Genomic DNA, 19,362 nt, shown 5'->3' on the forward strand with positions numbered 1-19,362 from the left:
GCCGCAGGGGAGCGGCTGGTGTGCAGGGGGCCCGTCACGGGCCGGGGAGGGCAACCGATGCGATCGGTTCGCATGCGGATTCTCATGACACTGCTGGTTCTGGCGGTCGTGGGGGTGGGCGGCTGGCAGTTGCTGCCGGCGCAGGAGAACGACAACAGGACGATCACCGTCGGCACGACGGACGCCGTCACGTCACTCGACCCGGCGGGGGCCTACGACGCCGGTTCCTGGGCTCTGTTCAGCAATGTGTTCCAGTCACTGCTGACCTTCGAGCCGGGCGGGCCCTCGCCGGTCCCGGACGCGGCCAGGACCTGCGGCTTCGTCGGCGGCGGGCTGCGCATCTACCGCTGTGAGCTGCGTGCCGGTCTCGTCTTCCCGAGCGGCCGCGCGATGACCGCCGAGGACGTGAAGTTCTCCTTCGACCGGGTGAAGAAGATCGACTCCGACGTCGGTCCGGCCTCTCTGCTCTCCACCCTCCGCTCGGTGGAGGCGAGCGGCATGACGGTCACCTTCCACCTGTCCTCGCCGGACGCCACGTTCCCGTTCAAGGTGGCCACCGGCGCCGGCTCCATCGTCGACCGCAGCCGCTACCCGGGCGACGCCCTGCGCACCGGCACCCACGTCGACGGCACCGGACCGTACCGGCTGTCGGCGTACACCAAGGACCGCAGCGCCGCCCTCGCCCCGAACAGCGCCTACAAGGGCGCCGTCGGCGGCGCCGGCCGGCCGGTCGAGCTGCGGTACTACACGAACGCCGACACGCTGGCGGCGGCCTGGAAGGACAAGAAGGTGGAGGTCGCCACGCGCACCCTGCCGCCGAAGGTCCTCGCCGCGCTCAACCCGAGCGACCCCGGGCAGCGCGTGTCCGAGTCCGACAGCTCCGAGACCCGCAGCCTGTTCCTCAACACCCGCGCCTCCTCGCCGCTGCACGACGTCCGCGTCCGGCGGGCGATGGCCTGGCTGGTCAACCGCGAACAGCTCGCCGCCACGGTGTACGACGGCACCGTCGACGCGCTCTACTCGCTGGTCCCGGCCGGCATCACCGGCCACACGACCGCGTTCTTCGACGCCTACCCGACCCAGGACGCCCGCCGTGCCCGGGCACTGCTGACCGAGGCGGGGGTGAGGCTCCCGGTCCGCTTCACCTACGGCTACGGCAGGGGGCGCGGCGCCGCCGCCGACGAGGCGGCCGAGCTCAAGCGGCAGCTGGAGGCGAGCGGCCTGTTCAAGGTGGACGTCAAGGGCTACGAGTGGACCGACTTCCAGAAGCGGTGGGCGAGCGGCCGGCTGGACGCGTACGCGGTCGGCTGGGTCGCCGACTACCCGGACCCGGACACCTTCGGCGCCCCGCTCGTCGGCACCGGCAGCACCATGAGCACCGGCTACCGCAGCAAGGCCGTCGACAGCCTCATCCTGGACAGCCAGCAGTACGCCGACCGCGGCCGGGTCACCCAGGACTTCCGCGATCTCCAGACGGACGTGGCGACCGACGTCCCGCTGATCCCGCTGTGGCAGCGCAAGGAGTACGTGGTCAGCAGCGAGGACGTCGGCGGCGGCCAGTACCTGACGGACGGCACGGGCGTGTTCCGGCTGTGGAAGCTCGGCTGGATCTGAGGGCGCGGGGCGGACGCCGGGTCAGTCGGCCTTCCTCCGCCCGGCCTTGAGGACTTCGTCCACGCTCAGGGTGGTCTCGGCGCCGATGACGGCGGGCAGGGTGACGATTTCGCCGGCGGAGTACGGGCGGTGATTCTCGTAGCCGTCCCCGGTGGGGTCGTGGCCTCCGATGATCTCGACGCGATACCCCGGGTTGCGGTCCATGAGCCGGTTGGCCTCCGCGATCAGCGGACGATCGCCGTGGGGCTGCTCGCCGGCTGCAGCGGACATGACGTGCCTCCCGTGGGCTGGTGTCGAGAGCATCATCGTAGGCAGCCCGGACGCCAGGTGTCCCCTTACGGGCGCTTCACCCGGAAGTGATCACTTGTCCCGGCGCTTGTCCGCGGCCGGGTCCGGGAGCGCCCTCGTCATGCCCGGCAGGAAGTCCGTGAACAGCTCGTGCACCTCGTGGACCAGGGGCCGCAGCACGCGGAAGCGGGCCAGGACGACGCCGCGCGCGGTGAGGCGGGCCCCGCGCTCGGCGAGCCGGTAGCTGCGCTCGCGCCCCTCGGTCCGGTCGAAGATCCAGTACAGGACCAGCCCCATCTGCGCGAGCCACATCAGCTCCGGCAGCACCTCCCGCAGGTCCTCGGGGACCTTGGTCCGCGCCCCCCGCAGCACCTGCCGGTGGACGCTGACGGCCTCCACGCGCGCGTGCTCCGACTCGGGAGAGAAGGGGCTGAGCGGGCTGTCCGGGTCCGCGGCGTTCTTGAAGAACTGCACCGCGAACTCGTGGTACGGGGTGGCGACGTCCAGCCAGGCCTTCAGGACGCCCGCGAGCCGCGCCTCCAGGTCGGTCTCCCGGGCCAGGACCTCCCGGACCGCCTCCTGGTGCTCGGCGGCGATCCGGTCGTAGAAGCCCTGGATCAGGTGTTCCTTGCCCGCGAAGTAGTAGTACGCGTTGCCGACGGAGACGCCGGCCTCCTTGGCGATCGCCCGCATCGTGGTCTTGTCGTAGCCGCGCTCCTGGAACAGCCGCATGGCCGTCTCCAGGATGAGCGCGCGGGTCTGCTCGGACTTGCTCGGGTTCGCGCCCTCTGCGGGGCCGTCGTTCTTCGCGGGCACGGACAGAGCCTAGCCAGTGGGACAGGCGCCGCTGTCACAGCCCGGAGGGCTGTACGTCCATCCCGCGCGCGGGTCGTACGCCCAGCCGTCGCCGCGCGCGTACGCGCGCCCGCCCCACTGCGCGCCCCGCCACTTGGCGGCCGCCAGCACCGCGCCCCGGGCGAGCTTCGCGCCCGCCGGGGTGCTCAGCCGGTGGGCGAGCGGCCGGTGTTCGCGCAGGGCCCACAGGACCACGACCCAGGCGGCGGCGCCCCGGTAGACCTGCCCGGCGTCCCCGACGACCGTGACCTCGTCCAGGGTGGCCCGGTGGTCGAGGCCGGGGTAGCGCCGCCGCGCCTCGGCGGAACCGGCCGGCACCAACTCCAGCGGCACCAACTGGCGCTGCTTGAGCAGCCAGTCGCGGACGAAGGAGCACAGTGAGCACTCGGCGTCGTACAGCACGGTCAGCCCGTGGACCGGGACGCGCGCCGCGTCCCGGTCCCGGCCCGCGGCCTCGGCCGTCACCGCGCTCACGCCCCCGCCGGCGGGGCGGTCCAGCCCTGCGGGCCGACCGGCGGCACCTGCTCGCGTTCCATCATCCCGCGGCGCCGGATGCGGTTGAGCGCGTACACGTTGCCCAGGTGCATCACGCCGAGCACCAGCAGCACCACACCGAGCTTGGTGGACAGGGCCTCGAAGATCCCGCGCGTGCTGTCGATGGTCTCGTCACCGCTCAGGTACAGCGCGACGAAGCCGAGGTTGACGAGGTAGAAGCCCACCACCAGCAGGTGGTTGACGGCGTCGGCGAGCTTCTCGTTCCCGTGCAGCACGTCGGCGAGGAAGACCCGACCGTTGCGGCTGAGCGTGCGCGCCACCCAGATGGTCAGGGCGATGCTGACGAGCAGATAGATGACGTAGGCGATGACCGTGCGGTCCATGTCCCCACCCTTTCTTGAACGCGTTCAAAACGCTGTCGTGAGTGACTGTAGACCTGTTTTTGAACACGTTCAACCGAACAGCGCGCGGGGTGCTCCGGAGTGACCGGCCTCTCAGGGGCGGCGGCCCAGTTCGGGGCGCTTGGTGTAGTCGGTGAGGCCGATGACGTTGCCCCAGGGGTCGGCGAACTCGACGGTCCAGCCGGTGGCGGCGGGGGAGGGCGCGTCGAGGAGTTCGACGCCGGCCGCGGTCAGCCCCCGGGCCGCCGCCCGCGCGTCGGCGACCTCCAGCCAGACCCGCGGGAAGGGCCACGGCGGCGGCCGGTGCCCGAACCCGTCCTCCGCGCACAGCAGGATCCCCGGCGTCTCGGCCCCGACCTTCAGCTGCGCGATCCCCGCCTCGTCCAGCCGGAACCCCACCGCGAACCCGGCCCGCCCGTAGAATTCCACGGCCCGCCCGAGATCCCCGACCGGCAGCAGTACGTTGTCGAACCCGAGCAGCTCGTACGACTCGTCGTCTGACATGCCGTCAGCGTAGGGCGGCGGGCCCGCGGAACCGGGGATTGGCCGACCGGCCCCGACCCGTGATTGTCAGTGGTGCCCCCTACCGTCGTCCGCATGGCAATCGTGACGTTCGTCGACGAGACGACTGCGGGGGACCGGGGTGCGGGCTGGGGGCTCGAGATCGCCGAGGAGCGCCTCACCGTGCGTGAGCTGATCCGGCGCCGGGTGTTCCGGGAGGTCGCCGAGTACAACGCGCGTACGCCGCGGGTGTTCCAGGGGCTGGTGCAGCCGCGGGACGCCGAGCGGGTGCTCGACGGGTACGCGCTGCGCGCCCCCCGCCGGATCGACCCCGGGGCGCAGACGGAGCTGGCGCTCACCGCCTTCGCGGGCAACGGCTTCCTGGTGCTGGTGGGGGACCGTCAGGTCACCGACCCGGACGAGGAGGTGGAGCTGACGCAGGGCACCGAGGTGACCTTCCTGAAGCTCGTGCCGCTGGTGGGTGGCTGATGATCACCTCGCCCTCCGCGTACGCCCGCCTGGTCCGCGACGTCCTCGGGCGGATCGCCGACGAGGACGCCGACGGGCTCGTCCCCGACCTGCTCGCGCTCGCCGACATGATCGACGACCACTGGGGGTTCGAGGGGCGCAAGGTCGTGGACGCCGCGCGCGCCGCGGACGCCGGGTTCCGGGCCCGGCTCGTGCACCGGCTGGCGGGCCGGTGCGTCGCCCCGGAGTCCGGGACGGCCGAGTGGCGCGGCATCGTACGGTTCCTCGCCACCCTGGACACCACGGCCGCCGCTGCGACCGGCCCGATCGACGGCCGCGCCGCGCTGATCCGCCTGGCCTGCGAGCAGGAGGTGCACCACCAGCCGGCCGAGCTGGTCCGGCTGGCCGAACTGGAGCTCGCCGAGGGGCGCGAGCTGCCCGGCGCGTTCGTCGCCGTGATCCGCCGCACCCGGCTGACGCTGTGGCACGGGTCGCAGGAGCTGGACGCCCTGGCCGACCGGCTCACCGGCCCCGTGGTGAACCCCGGCGAGGCCTGGGCCGACCAGGCCCTGACGGAGCTGGACGGGCTCGGCGAGGACTGGCGGCGCCTGGTCGCCCACGCCACCACGGCCGGCTCCGCCCGGCCCTCGGCGAAGTGGGAACGGACCGCACGGACGCTGCTCGACGCCGTCGACGCCGTCGGCGCCGACGACGCGGGCGAGCGGCTGCGGCGCTGGCTGGGCCTCGTGGGCAGACCGCGGACGCACCCGCTGGTGGCGACCCACTACGGCGCGAATCCCGACGAGACCTTCGACCCGTACAACGCCACGACCCTGCGTGGCCTGGCCTGGCTGCTCTCGCTGGTGCCGCCGCACCCGGACAGCGCCCGCGCGCTCGGCGCCCTCGTGGAGACCTCGCTGAAGAAGGTCGCCGGTCTCGGCCCGCGCAACCCGAAGGTCGCCAACGCCGGCGTGGTCGCGCTCGCCCGCGTCCACAGCGGGGCCGCCCTGGCGGAACTGGCCCGCCTGGTCACCCGGGTGACGTACAAGAGCACCGCCGGGCTCCTGGACAAGGCGCTCGACGACCGGGCCGCCGCGCTCGGCCTCACCCGGGAGGAGACCGAGGAACTCGCGGTGCCCGCCTACGGGCTGACCGGCGTAGGCCGCGCGGAACACCGGCTCGGTGACGTCACCGCGCTGATCGAGGTGCACGGCACCCGAGCGGTCCTCGGCTGGCGCAATGCCGCCGGCAGACCCGTCAGGAGCGTGCCCGCCGCCGTGCGGCGCGACCACCCCGACGAGGTGAAGGAGCTGAAGGCGGCGGTCAAGGACATCGACAGGATGCTCACCGCGCAGAGCGAGCGACTGGACCGGCAGTTCCTGGCCCGGCGCACCTGGTCCTACGGCGCCTGGCGCGAGCGCCTCCTCGACCACCCGCTCGTCGGCACGCTGGCCCGCCGCCTGCTGTGGACGGTCGACGGCACCACGGTGGGGTACGCCGACGGAGCCCTGCGCACGCTCACCGGCGACCCGTTCGACAGCGGCCGTGAGGTCACCCTCTGGCACCCCGTCGGCCAGGAACCCGCCGAGATCGTCGCCTGGCGCGAGTGGCTGGAGCGGCACGGCGTCACCCAGCCGTTCAAGCAGGCCCACCGCGAGGTCTACCTGCTGACGGACGCCGAGCGCGCGACGGGCACCTACTCCAACCGGTTCGCGGCGCACATCCTGCGGCAGCACCAGTTCCACGCGCTGGCCGCGGTCCGCGGGTGGCGCAACCGGCTGCGCCTCATGGTCGACGACGAGGCTCCGCCCGCCGTGCGCGAGCTGCCGCGGTGGGGCCTGCGTGCCGAGTACTGGGTCCACGGGGAGGGCGACGGCCACGGCGACGGCCTCACCGGCTCCGGAAGCTATGTGCGCCTGTGCACCGACCAGGTCCGCTTCTATCCGATCGACGCCCCGGAGAACTCGGCGCACTGCTGCGGCGGCGAGTACCGGATGTGGCTGCGCGACGGAGCCGACCCGGTCGAGCCGCTGCCCCTGACCGCCGTCCCGCCGCTGGTGCTGTCCGAGGTGCTGCGCGACGTCGACCTCTTCGTCGGTGTCGCGAGCGTGGGCAACGACCCGGCCTGGCAGGACGGCGGCCCCGAGGGCCGCTTCCGGGAGTACTGGACGTCGTACGGCTTCGGCGAGCTGAGCCAGGGCGCCGAGACCCGCCGCGCGCTGCTGGAGCGGCTCATCCCCCGGCTGGCCGTCGCCGGCCGCTGCACGGTCGAGGGCCGCTTCCTGCACGTGCGGGGCGACCTGCACACGTACAAGATCCACCTCGGCTCGGGCAACATCCTCAGGACCCCGGACGACCGGTACCTGTGCATCGTCCCGAAGAGCGACCCGGCCCGCCCGCAGGCCGGTTACCTGCCCTACGAGGGCGACCGGACGCTCGCGGTGATCCTCAGCAAGGCGATGATGCTGGCGGACGACACGAAGATCACCGATCCCACGATCCTGAGCCAGCTGTAGCCGGGCCGTGCCCCGCACCGCCGGGAGCCCTGCCACCCACACCGAGGGTCCCGCCCCGCACGTCCGAGGGCCCCGTCCCAGGCTGGAACGGGGCCCTCGGTGAGGTACGCGCGAGGGGTCAGAAGCGGCGCGTGATCAGCGCCCGCTTCACCTCGGCGATCGCCTTCGTCACCTCGATGCCGCGGGGGCAGGCGTCGGTGCAGTTGAAGGTGGTGCGGCAGCGCCAGACGCCGTCCTTGTCGTTCAGGATCTCCAGGCGCTGCTCGCCGGCCTCGTCACGCGAGTCGAAGATGAACCGGTGCGCGTTGACGATGGCCGCCGGGCCGAAGTACTGGCCGTCGTTCCAGAACACCGGGCAGGACGAGGTGCAGGCCGCGCAGAGGATGCACTTCGTCGTGTCGTCGAAGCGCTCGCGGTCCTCGGCCGACTGCAGACGCTCACGCGTCGGCTCGTTGGTGTCCTTGGTGATCAGGAACGGCATCACGTCCCGGTACGCCTGGAAGAACGGCTCCATGTCCACGACCAGGTCCTTCAGGACCGTGAGGCCCTTTATGGGCTCGACCGTGATCGGCTTCTCGGGGTTGATGTCCTTGATCAGCGTCTTGCAGGCCAGACGGTTCTTGCCGTTGATCCGCATGGCGTCCGAGCCGCAGATGCCGTGCGCGCAGGACCGGCGGAAGGTCAGCGTGCCGTCCAGGTCCCACTTGATCTTGTGGAGACCGTCGAGGACGCGCTCCTTCGGGTCGATCTCCAGCTGGAAGTCTTCCCAGGCCGCCTCCGCCGAGACCTCCGGGTTGAACCGGCGGATCCGGAAGGTGACCGTGATGTAGGGGGACGGCGCCTGGGCCTCCGCCTCGGCCTTGTCCAGAACAGGGGTTGCCATCAGTACTTACGCTCCATCGGCTGGTAGCGGGTCTGGACGACCGGCTTGTAGTCGAGACGGACGGTTTCGGAACCGTCGGCGCCGACCTCGCGGTACGCCATGGTGTGCCGCATGAAGTTGACGTCGTCGCGGTTCGGGTAGTCCTCACGGTAGTGACCGCCGCGGGACTCCTTGCGGGCCAGGGCGGAGACCGCCATGACCTCGGCCAGGTCCAGCAGGTTGCCCAGCTCGATGGCCTCCAGCAGGTCCGTGTTGAACCGCTTGCCCTTGTCCTGGATCGCCACGTTCTTGTAGCGCTCCCGGAGCTCGGCGATCTTCTCGACCGCCGTCTTGATCGTCTGCTCGGTGCGGAACACCATGACGTTGGCGTCCATGGTGTCCTGCAGCTCGCGGCGGATGGTGGCCACGCGCTCGGTGCCCGTGGAGGTCCGCAGCCGCTCGATCTGCGCGACGACGAGGGACTCGGGGTCCTCCGGCAGCTCCACGAAGTCGGCCCTCGCCGCGTACTCGGCGGCCGCGATGCCGGCCCGCTTGCCGAACACGTTGATGTCCAGCAGCGAGTTCGTGCCGAGGCGGTTGGCGCCGTGCACGGAGACGCAGGCGACCTCGCCGGCCGCGTACAGGCCCGGGACGACCGTGGTGTTGTCCGCGAGCACCTCGCCCTGGACGTTGGTCGGGATGCCGCCCATGGCGTAGTGCGCGGTCGGCTGGATCGGGATCGGGTCCGTGTAGGGCTCGATGCCGAGGTACGTCCGCGCGAACTCGGTGATGTCGGGCAGCTTGGCGTCCAGCTGCTCCGGCGGCAGGTGGGTCAGGTCCAGGAAGACGTGGTCGCCCTCGGGACCGCAGCCGCGGCCCTCGCGGATCTCCGTGTAGATCGACCGCGACACCACGTCGCGCGAGGCGAGGTCCTTCATGACCGGCGCGTACTTCTCCATGAAGCGCTCGCCGTCCTTGTTGCGGAGGATGCCGCCCTCACCGCGGGCGCCCTCCGTCAGCAGGATGCCCATGCGCCAGATGCCGGTCGGGTGGAACTGGAAGAACTCCATGTCCTCCAGCGGCAGGCCCCGGCGGTAGACGGCGGCCTGGCCGTCACCGGTCAGCGTGTGCGCGTTCGAGGTCACGCGGAAGAACTTTCCGGTGCCGCCCGAGGCGTAGATCACGGCCTTCGCCTGGAAGATGTGGATCTCGCCGGTGGCCAGCTCGTAGGCCACCACGCCGGCCGAGCGCTTGACGCCGTCGACCTCGGTGATCAGCTGGTCCAGGACGTAGAACTCGTTGAAGAACTCCACGCCCTCCTTGACGCAGTTCTGGTACAGCGTCTGGAGGATCATGTGGCCGGTGCGGTCGGCCGCGTAGCAGGAGCGGCGGACCGGGGCCTCGCCGTGGTTGCGGCTGTGACCGCCGAAGCGGCGCTGGTCGATGGTGCCGTTCGGGGTGCGGTTGAACGGCAGGCCCATCTTCTCCAGGTCGAGGACGGAGTCGATGGCCTCCTTCGCCAGGATCTCGGCGGCGTCCTGGTCGACCAGGTAGTCACCGCCCTTGACCGTGTCGAAGGTGTGCCACTCCCAGTTGTCCTCCTCCACGTTGGCCAGCGCGGCGGCCATGCCGCCCTGCGCGGCGCCCGTGTGGGAGCGGGTGGGGTAGAGCTTGGTCAGGACCGCGGTGCGGCTGCGCTTCGTCGACTCGATGGCCGCGCGCATGCCCGCGCCGCCGGCGCCGACGATGACGGTGTCGTACTTGTGGATCTTCATGATTCTCGCAGCCCCGTGCCTAGCGGATGTTCGGGTCGAAGGTGAAGATCACCAGCGTGCCCAGCAGGATGGTGAACACCGTGGCGGTGTACAGCAGTGCCTTCAGCCACAGCCGGGTGTTCGCGCGCTCCGCGTAGTCGTTGACGACCGTGCGCAGGCCGTTGGCGCCGTGCAGCATCGCGAGCCACAGCATGGCGAGGTCCCAGACCTGCCAGAACGGGGAGGCCCAGCGGCCGGCCACGAAGGCGAAGCCGATCTTGGAGACACCGCCGTCCAGGACGAGCTGGATCAGCAGGTGGCCGAGGACGAGGACGACCAGCACCACGCCGGACAGGCGCATGAACAGCCAGCCGTACAGCTCGAAGTTGCCCCGGGTGGACTTCGGGGTCTTCCTGGTGCGCTGCCGGGGGGCCTCGATGTAGGGGGCCGGGTTGTCGACGTTGTATCCGGTGCCGTCCTCGACGGGGCCGATGCCGGAAGCGGTGGTTTCGGTGGTGGACATGCGCGTCAGCTCCCGAAAAGTTCACGGGCGGCGTGGCCGAGGACGGGGTAGATCGCCCCGAGCATCAGCACCACCCAGACGGCGACGACGGACCAGAGCATCTGCTTCTGGTAGCGCGGGCCCTTGGCCCAGAAGTCGACGGCGATGACGCGCAGGCCGTTGAGCGCGTGGAAGAGGATGGCGGCGACGAGGCCATACTCCAGCACGGCGACAATCGGCGTCTTGTACGTGGCTACGACCTTGTCGTAGTCCTCGGGGGAGACACGCACGAGAGCGGTGTCCAGCACGTGAACGAACAGGAAGAAGAAGATGAGGACGCCGGTGACTCGGTGAGCCACCCAGGACCACATTCCTTCCCGGCCGCGGTACAGCGTTCCAGCCGGCACGGAAGAACCCTCCGGGAGCGGGGACTAGGGCCGCGCCGGCTTCACTGTCGGTCGGGCCCGGCCGGGTACGGTCCACCGGCCCCCAGCATCCTAACGACCGGCGTCTCCGGCGCTCACGGGGGGCCTGGTCATGTGATCAAACTGGCACTCAAAGGGGCACGGACGGGCTACAGCCGGCTGCCCGGACGAGCGGTCCGCCGCGCCTGCCGGACCCGGGCCGGAGAGGTCCGGGCACGCGGCCCGCCCTCCCCGAGGGCGGCTCTGACCAGGCGTTCCCTGGCCAGACGGCGCAGTTCCTCCGCGGTGACGACCCGCTCCTCCTCCGGATCGTTCGCCAGGCGTGACCGGACGGCCGCCAGCAGCCGGTCCAGGGCCTCGTCGGGGGGAACCCCGTCGAGAGAGATGACGAACACGTGCCCGAACCTGCTCTCGTAGGCCGCGTGCGCCGCGCTCAGCGCCAGGTGGGCGGCCGAGTAGAGGTGCTCGGGCAGCGCCGGGAGCGACTCGCCCGCCAGGGCCTCGGCCAGGTCCTCGGGTCCCAGGTCGTAGGCCGCCTCGTCCGCGGCCGCCAGCAGGGCGCCCAGGTCCGGGTAGGGCCGGTGGTCGGCGACCCGGCGCGCCCAGCGCGGGCTGTGCAGGCAGCTGAGAAGGGTGCGGTGCGCCTCCTCGGCGGAGGCGGCGTTGAAGTGCTCCAGGGTCTGCGCGGGCAGCGTGAGTCCTCGGCGGTGGGTGCGGCGGTCGCTGTGAACGCCGCGTGCGTATCGGCAGGGGATGGTGTGAGAGATGTGTCGTTCACGTTATCGGGACTGGTCGTCGACTGTCCGAGCGATGACCGAAATTCACTCGCACGGGAGAGTTTGGGAACGGTGCCTGGACGCCGTCCGCGAGCGGAGGGCTTAGGTTGGCGATGTGAGTCAGCACAGGCGCCGCGCGCCGGTGAGCAAGGTGCGGCATAAGCGGGCAGTGGCCCTCGGCGCGTTCGCCGGCACGGTCGGACTGGGCGTCGGCCTCGGTCTGTGGGCCTTCGGCGACGACGGCGGCTCCCCGGGCTCCGCCGGGCGCCCGCCGTCCGCCCGCTCCGCCGCCTCCCCCTCACCGAGCCCCTCGCGCTCCTACCCCCTGTCCCGGCCGCCGCGCACCATCCCGGCCGTGCGGTCCCACACCCCGGCCCGCGGCCCCGGCTGGCGCCCCGCCAAGGGCGAACGCGTCGTGGTGGGCGACGCGGGCCTGGCCGACGAGGGCCGCCTGCTCGCGGGCGAGCTGGGCCTGACCTACGCGGGCGAGCGGAAGGACACGCGCGCCGGGGACGTACGGCTGGCGCTGGGCGGGCAGGGCGGCAGCCCGGAGTCCTACACGATGACCGTGACCGGCGGGCGCGTCACCATCAGCGGACCGGCGGAGGCAGGCGTCTTCTACGGCACCCGCACGCTGAAGCAGGAGGTGCGCGGAGCGGAGGCGGCGCCGGAGGGCGTCGTGCGCGACACGCCCGCCAAGCCGCGGCGCGGGTTCATGCTGGACATCGCCCGCAAGCCGTACACGGCGGGCTGGATCGAGGACCGCGTACGCGAGCTGGGCGACCTGAAGTACAACGAGCTCGGTCTGCACTTCTCCGACGACCAGGGTTTCCGCATCCAGTCCGACACGCACCCGGAGATCGTCTCCAAGGACCACCTCACCAAGGCCCAGGTCAAGCGGATCGTCGACCTCGCCGCGAGCCGGCACATCACCGTCGTGCCGGAGATCGACTCGCCCGGCCACCTCGGCGCCGTGCTGGCCGCCCACCCCGATCTCCAGCTGCGCAACGCGCAGGGCGTGCCGACCAGGGGCGCCATCGACATCTCCAAGGAGCAGTCCGGCAAGATCGTCGACGACCTCCTCGGCGAGTACGCCGGCCTGTTCCCCGGCGGCTTCTGGCACCTCGGCGGCGACGAGTACCAGGCGCTGACCGTGCGCAGCCCCGAGTCCTCCTACCCCCAGCTGGCCGCCGCCGCCCGCAAGGCCTACGGCTCCGGCGGCACCGTCGCCGACCTCACCACGGGCTGGCTCAACGCCCGCGCGGAGACCGTCCGGGGCCGCGCCCGCGTCCCGCGCGCCTGGAACGACGGCTTCTTCCGGGGGACCTCGGTGCAGCCCGCCAAGGACATCGAGGTCGCCTACTGGACCGGCAAGGAGATCGGCGCCCGCACGCCGGCCGACTACCTGAGCGCCGGCCGCAAGGTGATCAACTACAACGACGAGTTCCTCTACTACGTCCTCGGCCAGCCGCAGACCTTCGTCTACCCGACCGGACAGCGGATCTACGAGCAGTGGACCCCGCGCGTGCTGCGCGGCACCGCGGCGGTGCCCGCCCGCTACGACGCGCAGATCCTCGGCGGCTCCTTCGCGGTGTGGTCCGACCGGGCCTATGCCCAGACCGAGAACCAGGTGGCCGCCGGCATCCGCATGCCGCTGCGCGCGACCGCGCAGAAGCTGTGGGACCCGGGGAAGCCGGCGCTGTCGTGGGCGGAGTTCAAGGCGCTGGCCGCACGACTGGGCTGAGATCCGACCGGGGCGCGACACCACCGGGCCGACGCCGAATCGGGTGGACGGGCACGGCGCGTGAACCGTATGTTCCCGGTGCCGCGCGCGCCGGGGAGGGCCGCGCGGGCTCCAGGACGGACATCTCGGGGGGGACCCAACCATGATCTGCGCGCGCTGTCAGCACTTCGCGGCGGCACCCGGCGGCACCCTGTGCGCCCGGTGCGCCGCCGCACCGGCCCAGGGCACCGCACCGGCCCCGGGTGCGGGGGCGTACCCGGGAGGAGCGCCGTATCCGGGAGCGCCGGGGGCCTTTCACGCGCCGGTGGCGCCGGGCGCCCGGCTGCGGTCGCCGGGCGTGCTCGCCCGCGCCGCCGCCGTGGTCCTCGGGCTCGTCGCCGCCACCGACCTGTTCGCGGTCTGGGTGGACCTGACGGTGTACGACGTCGCCGACGACCTCGCCTCCGGCACCTACGGCGCGGGCCTCTCGGGCCGGGCCGACCACGCGGACCGGCTCAACGCCGCCGCGGGCGTCGTCCAGACGGTCGCGTTGCTCGTCAGCGTGATCACGTTCCTGTGCTGGTTCCACCGGGTGCGGGTGAACGCGGAGGTGTTCGACCCCTTCGGCCACAGCAAGAAGCGCGGCTGGGCGATCGGGGCGTGGTTCACCCCGGTGGTGAACCTGTGGTTCCCGCGCCGGATCACCCTGGACATCTGGGACGCCAGCGCCCCGGTGGACCGGCCGCGCTCGCACCGCCTGGTCAACGCCTGGTGGGCGGTGTGGATCGTCTCCCTGCTGGCCGACCGGGCCGCGTTCACCGCCTACCGCCGGGCCGACTCGGGCCGGGAACTGCGCGACGCCGCCCAGCAGATGGTGTTCGCCGACGCGGTGGAGATCGTGGCCGCCGTGCTCGCCGTCCTCGTCGTGCTGCGGCTGACCCGGATGCAGGACCAGAAGGCGCTGGGGGGCCCGGTGCCGGCCGCCGTCTGAGGGCCGGCCCCCGGCTCGCGCGGCCCGGTGCCGGCCGCCGCCCGAGCGTCCGCCCGGGCCCGTCCGGCCCGTTCCGCCGGCCGCCCACGGCACCCGCCGGCCCGCCACCTCCCATGGCCGAAAACTTTTCTTCCGCCGTTCCCCTCGACTCTCCGTGGTGCCCGTGTGACACTACGGGCCGGTCGCACGCAGTAAGGGAAAGTGCGGGCTCCGTGAAGGTCGGCGCCCTGGCGAGGGAGGCGTGGATGAGCCTGGTGGAACTGATCGCGCAGGCCGACGAGCGCGGACTGGCCGCCAGCGGGCTGGCTTGTTTGGATCGGTGCATGCCGCTGCTCGGCGGTGACGACGAGGTGCTGCGGCCGCTGTGGGCGACCCTCGTGGACGGGGGCGGCGACTGGGGTGAGCGCCTGGCGCAGGCCCGCCGCTCGCTGGACGGGGCCGACCCGGAGGCGGACGCCGGTGACGAGGCGGCGCGACTGGCCCGCCGGATGCTCGCCGCCGCACCGGACGCCCGGTCCGCCGCCGAGGTGCGGGTGTGGGCCGACGCCTGCTCGGTCGCCTCGCTGCAGATCCACCGGCTCCTCGACCCCGCCGAGGACGAGGCTCCGGTCGACTCCCGCCGCGAGGGGCGTACGGACGGCATGTCCCCCCTGGTCGCCGCCGAGCTGCGCCGCCAGATCGCCGTCCTGGAACTGGTCGCCGACCACGGCCCGGCCGGCCTGCGCCAGGCCCTGGACGTCTCGACCGAGGGCCGCCGCGTCCTGCGCGCGGTGGTGTCGCGCCGGGCCCGCGGACGGGTCTGAGGACCGCACTCCGGCGGGTCACCGAGCGGGGCTCCGGACGTCCCGAGAGCGGGCTTGCCTCCGCCCGGTACGCCCCCGTGGCCGCCGACGCCTCGAACCCCGTCGCTTGCGAGAGTCCTGTGACTGTCCTGCGGGCGCCGTGAGTCGGTCCTGCGCCGGTTTGCGGGGAGCCGCCGGATCGGCGTGACGCGACGCACGCCGGCCTCGCTCTTCCCTATGTGACAGCGCTAGATGTGAGGACTCAGCAGACCAGGCCGCCGGCCGCCGCCAAGCCGGTGCGGTGGGCGGCGGACACCGTGACGGCGATGCGCGAGGGCGCCCGGCTGCGCCTGGACTACTCGGCGCAGAGCCTGTGGCGCGTCGACCGGGTGATCGAGGAGATACGGCGGGAGGGCCCCCCGTACGCGGCCGTGGAGAGCACGCTGCGCGGCTTCGGCGCCTACGCCGGTGAGGTGATCGTCCGCCAGGCCGGGGGCGAGTGGTGGGGAGCCGGCGGCGACCACTGGGTCCGCACCCCGGACGGGCGGCTGTGGGACCCGATCGACGAGGCCCGGCGCTGTTTCGCGGGCGACGGCTCCCTGCGGCTGCTGTGCCGCGACGCGAGCACGGCCGACTCCTGACCACCGGCGGCGCGGCGGACGCGGGCCGGGCCCCGCCCCCGCGGTCAGGTGCGGGGACGGGGCCCGGTCCGGTGGACGGCCCCGGGCGGGGCCGTCCGATCTCTACGGAGTCAGCGTCTGGCCCAGGTGGGCGCCCGCCGGGGTGCCGAGGGCGGACCGGCTGAGAATGGCGGTCTGCGTGTAGCCGAGCCCGCTGCTGTTGCTGGGCAGGTACATCAGGATGCCGTTGCCGCTGTCCTCGCCCTCCACACCGAAGGTGAGGTCGGCGCGGCCGTACCCGGACAGGTCCGTCAGGGACACGCTCGACCCGAGGTGGTCGCCGGACTCGGTGGAGCCGGGTACGCCGGAGGTGTCCTGGGACACGCCGATCGAGCCGGAGCCGGTGAGACCGCTGGAGGTGCCCTTGAGCAGGACCGCGTCACCGGCGTCGATCTGATTGACGCCACTGCGGGTCAGGTTCTCGCCGGGCGCGCCCACCAGGGCGTCCGGGTAGCCGTCGCCGTTGTAGTCGCCGACCGACACCGAGGCGCCGAAGGCGTCGCCGGACTCGTTGCCGCCGGGTACGTAGGCGGTGTCCTGCTGGATGACCTTCATGCCGGTCGTGGTGAAGCCGGTCGAGGTGCCCTGGAGCATGGTGACCTGGCCGCCGGACGCGCCGCCGGACTCGGAGGCGTAGGGCTGGCCGATGACGATGTCGTCGTAGCCGTTGCCGTTGATGTCACCCGCCGCGACGGAGCGGCCGCCCTTGACGGAGAGGACCCCGGCCTTGGTCAGGCCGGTGGCCGAGCCCGCGAAGCGGACGATCCGTCCGATACCGCCCGCGTCGCGGTAGTTGAGGGCCACGTCGGCGTAGCCGTCCCGGTTGAAGTCGCCGGTCGCGGCGTCGAGGTAGGCGACCGAGCCGGTGGCGGTGGTGAGCGTGCCGGAGGTGGTGGCGCCGCCGGTCAGGCGGACGTTCCAGTTGCCGCCCTGGCCGGTGCCGGCCGAGAACACGTCCGCCTTGCCGTCGCCGTTGAAGTCACCGACGGTGACCGTCGAGCCGAGCTTGGCACCGCTCGCCGTCACCCCGGACGTGGTGTACGAGAAGCCGGTGTTCAGGGCCGGGCCGTACAGGACCGTGACCGCGCCGCGGTCGGCGTGCCCGCTCGTGTCGTCCTCGCCGGGGGCGCCGATCGCGAGGTCGGCGTAGCCGTCGCCGTTCACGTCGCCCCAGGCGGTGGCGGCGCCGAAGTCGTCACCGCTCTCGGAGGAGCCGGGAACGCCCGGGCTGCTCTGGGTGAGGGTCGTCTTCGAGGCCGTGGCCGGACCGTCGAGCCCACCGGGGACCACCGTCAGCGAGTTGGCCTTCGGGGTACCCGCGACCAGGTCGGCGACGCCGTCCCGGTTGTAGTCGGAGGTGGGCAGGGCGTGCGAGATGCCGGGCGTCTTGGCGAGCGCGGCGATGAAGGACAGCTTGGGGTACAGGTTGTCTCCGGGGCAGGCGGTCGCGTTGGTGTCGCGGTGGCCGAAGACGCGGGGCAGCGTGATCGACTCGCCCTTGGCGACCTTGTTGCCGTCGACGCCCGCGCCGCTGCCGGACTCCAGGGTGACCTTGCCGGTCGGGTCGACGCCGTACATGCCGAACTTCCACGCCACGACGCGCGCGATGGCGTCGAGGGCGGCGCGGGAGGGCTTGGCGCTCATGTAGTTGCCGATGTACGAGATGCCGACCGTGTTGGTGTTGAACCCGATGTCGTGCGCGCCGACCACCGGCAGGTCCATGCCGCCGCTGCGGCCCTCGAAGATCTGGCCGCAGCGGTCGACGACGAAGTTGTAGCCGATGTCGTAGTAGCCGCGGGAGAAGTGCTCCTGCTGGATGGTGCGCATCCGGGCGCGGGACTCTCCGCAGGAGAGCGTGTTGTCGCTGTCGACACCGGTGTGGTGGACGACGGCGGCCTTGATCTCGGTGCCGTAGCTGGGCGTGCCGTCGTAGTTCGTCGACGCGCCCCACTCGGCCTGCGTGATGATCGGCGGCTTGACGACGGTGGACGGGACCGGCTCGGGAACCGTGCTGGACGGCGACGGGGAGGCGCTCGGCGAGCCGCCGGTGGAGTCCGTGGCCGTGGGCGAGCCGGCCGCCGTGGAGTCCGTCGGCGCCGGGTCGGTGGGCGAGGGGGAGTCACTCGCGACGGGCGAGTCGGTGGGCACCGGCGAGTCCGTGGGCGTGGAGGAGTCGGTCGGCGACGCGGAGTCCGTCGCGGCCACGGCGGTGTCCACGGTGTACGCGGCGGGCTCGGACCCCCGCTTCGGGTCCGTGCCGGGGTCGAGCAGCCGCACGTCCATGCCGGCGGGCTGGCCGGCCGCCTCGGTGCCGTCGGCGTTCACGACGCGTACCTGGACGCCGTCGGAGTCGCCGGTCCACACCGAGGCGGTACCGCCGCGCACGGCGCTTCCGGCGCGGGCGCGCTCGGCGCCGTCGGCCTGGTAGGGGTCGTCCGGCAGCTTCTGCCAGCCCGACCACTTGTGGGACTCGAGGTCCCGGGTGCGGACCTCGGGGGTCCCCTTGGCCTTGGCGCTCTGGTCGTCCCAGGTCAGCAGCAACGCGCTGAACCGGTCGGTGTCCTGCTGCCCCAGGCCCTTGCGGCCCGCCCCCCGGTCCTGAAGCTTCAGCGTGTGCACCGACGGCTTGCGGGCCGCGCCCTTGCCGTCGCTCTGCGCGCCGGGATCGGCGATCGCGTACGTGACGGCTCCCGCTCCGCCCAGTACGACGGCACCGAGCGTCAGCCACGCTCTTCGCTTGAGACTCAGCGGTTTGTACGCATGGGTCCTGCGAGGACTCAACTGTCCCACCCCTAGAAGATCAACACGATGACAACACCTGTCACACAGGCGGTACTTGTACAGCGCACAGGACTCGCCGAACATCACCAGGCGACCGGCGCCGAGGCCGCAGCCGGTGCCGCGGTCGGTGCCGTGCCGGCGGTGGAGGGGCGTGCCCGGCCCTCGTCGGCCAGGGGCTGTGACACTTCCGCCGGGCCCGGCGCTGAAGATCGTGGAGGACACGGACACGGCTGGACCGTGCCCGCGGTGGGGTACGCGCCACGCGGTGGCTACGCACTCGGCACGAACGAGGACAGTCTTGGGCCAGGGAGGGGAACCCCGTCGCCGCCAGGCGCACGACGGGGAACTGGGCGCGGCCGTCGCACGGGCCCAGGACGGTGACGAGGCAGCCTTCGCGGTCGCCTACCGGATCGTGCAGCCCGGTCTGCTCGGCTATCTGCGCGGGCTGGTCGGGGACGACGCCGAGGACGTGGCGTCCGACGCGTGGCTGGAGATAGCCCGGGACCTCGGCCGCTTCAAGGGCGACGGGGCCGGTTTCCGCGGCTGGACGGCGACCATCGCCCGGCACAGGGCGCTGGACCACCTCAGGCGCCGGAGCGTACGGCCCCGGGCGGCGGCACTCGAGGCGGAACTCTTCGACCTGCCCGCTCCGTACGACACCCACGACCAGGCCCTGGAGTCGCTCTCCACCGAGCGGGCCCTCGACCTGGTCCGGGCCCTCCCGAGGGACCAGGCGGAGGCCGTGCTGCTGCGCGTCGTCGTCGGTCTCGACGGCCCCGCCGCCGCCCGCGTGCTGGGCAAGCGGCCGGGCGCCGTGCGGACGGCCGCGTACCGGGGGCTGAAGCGGCTCGCGGACCGGCTGGGTGCGACAGGTGTGACGAAGGACGACTCCCGAACGCTGGGGGAGTCGGAGTGAACTACAACGGCGGCCGGGGACGACAGGACGGC

Annotated in this window: 18 protein-coding genes and 1 pseudogene; 8 read left to right on the plus strand and 11 right to left on the minus strand. The window is 72.5% G+C overall.

Annotated features, from left to right (window positions below):
- Positions 1-57: 57 nt before the first annotated feature.
- Positions 58-1,614 (plus strand): ABC transporter substrate-binding protein, encoded by a 1,557-nt coding sequence (locus tag ACIPM1_RS03705; protein WP_402428437.1) that lies wholly within the window; start codon positions 58-60, stop codon positions 1,612-1,614.
- A 141-nt stretch (positions 1,615-1,755) separates the two neighbouring features.
- Here ACIPM1_RS03705 and ACIPM1_RS03710 read toward each other — a convergent pair.
- The 5 genes and pseudogenes from ACIPM1_RS03710 to ACIPM1_RS03730 all read right to left on the minus strand — a co-directional run.
- A pseudogene (locus tag ACIPM1_RS03710) lies at positions 1,756-1,884 on the minus strand (Uma2 family endonuclease); the annotation flags it as partial.
- Positions 1,885-1,974: 90 nt separating this feature from the next.
- Positions 1,975-2,718: a TetR family transcriptional regulator gene (locus tag ACIPM1_RS03715; protein ID WP_402428440.1), complete on the minus strand. Its 744-nt coding sequence runs from the start codon at positions 2,716-2,718 to the stop codon at positions 1,975-1,977.
- 9 nt (positions 2,719-2,727) lie between these two features.
- Positions 2,728-3,231, minus strand: coding sequence for a thiol-disulfide oxidoreductase DCC family protein (locus ACIPM1_RS03720; RefSeq protein ID WP_402428443.1), 504 nt, complete (start codon positions 3,229-3,231; stop codon positions 2,728-2,730).
- Complete coding sequence (locus ACIPM1_RS03725; protein ID WP_356182432.1) at positions 3,228-3,635, minus strand: hypothetical protein; 408 nt, start codon at positions 3,633-3,635, stop codon at positions 3,228-3,230. The genes ACIPM1_RS03720 and ACIPM1_RS03725 overlap by 4 nt, the downstream gene beginning before the upstream one ends.
- 111 nt (positions 3,636-3,746) lie before the next feature.
- A complete protein-coding gene (locus tag ACIPM1_RS03730) occupies positions 3,747-4,157 on the minus strand; it encodes a VOC family protein (protein WP_402428446.1) in 411 nt (136 codons plus the stop codon).
- Between the two features lie 93 nt (positions 4,158-4,250).
- Between ACIPM1_RS03730 and ACIPM1_RS03735 the strand changes: the two genes are divergently transcribed.
- Complete coding sequence (locus ACIPM1_RS03735) at positions 4,251-4,643, plus strand: hypothetical protein (protein ID WP_402428450.1); 393 nt, start codon at positions 4,251-4,253, stop codon at positions 4,641-4,643.
- Positions 4,643-7,138 carry a DUF4132 domain-containing protein gene (locus ACIPM1_RS03740; protein WP_402428453.1) on the plus strand — a complete coding sequence of 832 codons (2,496 nt, stop codon included), beginning with the start codon at positions 4,643-4,645 and terminating at the stop codon, positions 7,136-7,138. The genes ACIPM1_RS03735 and ACIPM1_RS03740 overlap by 1 nt, the downstream gene beginning before the upstream one ends.
- Before the next feature lie 118 nt (positions 7,139-7,256).
- On the opposite strand, the gene ACIPM1_RS03745 is transcribed toward ACIPM1_RS03740, so the two are convergent.
- The 5 genes from ACIPM1_RS03745 to ACIPM1_RS03765 form a co-directional block, all read right to left on the minus strand.
- Positions 7,257-8,021, minus strand: coding sequence for a succinate dehydrogenase iron-sulfur subunit (locus ACIPM1_RS03745; protein ID WP_402428456.1), 765 nt, complete (start codon positions 8,019-8,021; stop codon positions 7,257-7,259).
- The gene (gene sdhA / locus ACIPM1_RS03750) at positions 8,021-9,775 is read right to left on the minus strand and encodes a succinate dehydrogenase flavoprotein subunit (protein WP_356182447.1); all 1,755 of its coding nucleotides are present in this window, start codon (positions 9,773-9,775) and stop codon (positions 8,021-8,023) included. The genes ACIPM1_RS03745 and sdhA overlap by 1 nt, the downstream gene beginning before the upstream one ends.
- 19 nt (positions 9,776-9,794) lie before the next feature.
- On the minus strand, positions 9,795-10,277 hold the full coding sequence (locus ACIPM1_RS03755; RefSeq protein WP_356182450.1) for a succinate dehydrogenase hydrophobic membrane anchor subunit: 483 nt from the start codon (positions 10,275-10,277) through the stop codon (positions 9,795-9,797).
- A gap of 5 nt (positions 10,278-10,282) precedes the next feature.
- Positions 10,283-10,663: a succinate dehydrogenase, cytochrome b556 subunit gene (sdhC, locus tag ACIPM1_RS03760; protein WP_356182453.1), complete on the minus strand. Its 381-nt coding sequence runs from the start codon at positions 10,661-10,663 to the stop codon at positions 10,283-10,285.
- 167 nt (positions 10,664-10,830) lie between these two features.
- Complete coding sequence (locus ACIPM1_RS03765) at positions 10,831-11,358, minus strand: 2-oxo-4-hydroxy-4-carboxy-5-ureidoimidazoline decarboxylase (protein ID WP_402429387.1); 528 nt, start codon at positions 11,356-11,358, stop codon at positions 10,831-10,833.
- 214 nt (positions 11,359-11,572) lie between these two features.
- On the opposite strand from ACIPM1_RS03765, the gene ACIPM1_RS03770 reads away from it, so the two are divergent.
- From ACIPM1_RS03770 to ACIPM1_RS03785, 4 genes are all read left to right on the plus strand, one after another.
- Positions 11,573-13,201 carry a glycoside hydrolase family 20 protein gene (locus ACIPM1_RS03770; protein WP_402428461.1) on the plus strand — a complete coding sequence of 543 codons (1,629 nt, stop codon included), beginning with the start codon at positions 11,573-11,575 and terminating at the stop codon, positions 13,199-13,201.
- 142 nt (positions 13,202-13,343) lie between these two features.
- On the plus strand, positions 13,344-14,171 hold the full coding sequence (locus ACIPM1_RS03775; protein WP_402428464.1) for a DUF4328 domain-containing protein: 828 nt from the start codon (positions 13,344-13,346) through the stop codon (positions 14,169-14,171).
- 245 nt (positions 14,172-14,416) lie between these two features.
- A complete protein-coding gene (locus ACIPM1_RS03780; protein ID WP_402428467.1) occupies positions 14,417-14,974 on the plus strand; it encodes a hypothetical protein in 558 nt (185 codons plus the stop codon).
- Between the two features lie 233 nt (positions 14,975-15,207).
- On the plus strand, positions 15,208-15,594 hold the full coding sequence (locus ACIPM1_RS03785) for a hypothetical protein (RefSeq protein WP_402428470.1): 387 nt from the start codon (positions 15,208-15,210) through the stop codon (positions 15,592-15,594).
- Positions 15,595-15,696: 102 nt separating this feature from the next.
- On the opposite strand, the gene ACIPM1_RS03790 is transcribed toward ACIPM1_RS03785, so the two are convergent.
- Positions 15,697-18,414, minus strand: a complete 2,718-nt coding sequence (locus ACIPM1_RS03790) for an FG-GAP-like repeat-containing protein (protein WP_402428473.1) — start codon at positions 18,412-18,414, stop codon at positions 15,697-15,699.
- A 298-nt stretch (positions 18,415-18,712) separates the two neighbouring features.
- Between ACIPM1_RS03790 and ACIPM1_RS03795 the strand changes: the two genes are divergently transcribed.
- Positions 18,713-19,330, plus strand: coding sequence for an RNA polymerase sigma factor (locus ACIPM1_RS03795; RefSeq protein ID WP_402428476.1), 618 nt, complete (start codon positions 18,713-18,715; stop codon positions 19,328-19,330).
- The last annotated feature ends 32 nt before the right edge of the window (positions 19,331-19,362 follow it).

It is taken from the genome of Streptomyces sp. NPDC086766, assembly GCF_044746005.1.
Classification (GTDB): domain Bacteria; phylum Actinomycetota; class Actinomycetes; order Streptomycetales; family Streptomycetaceae; genus Streptomyces.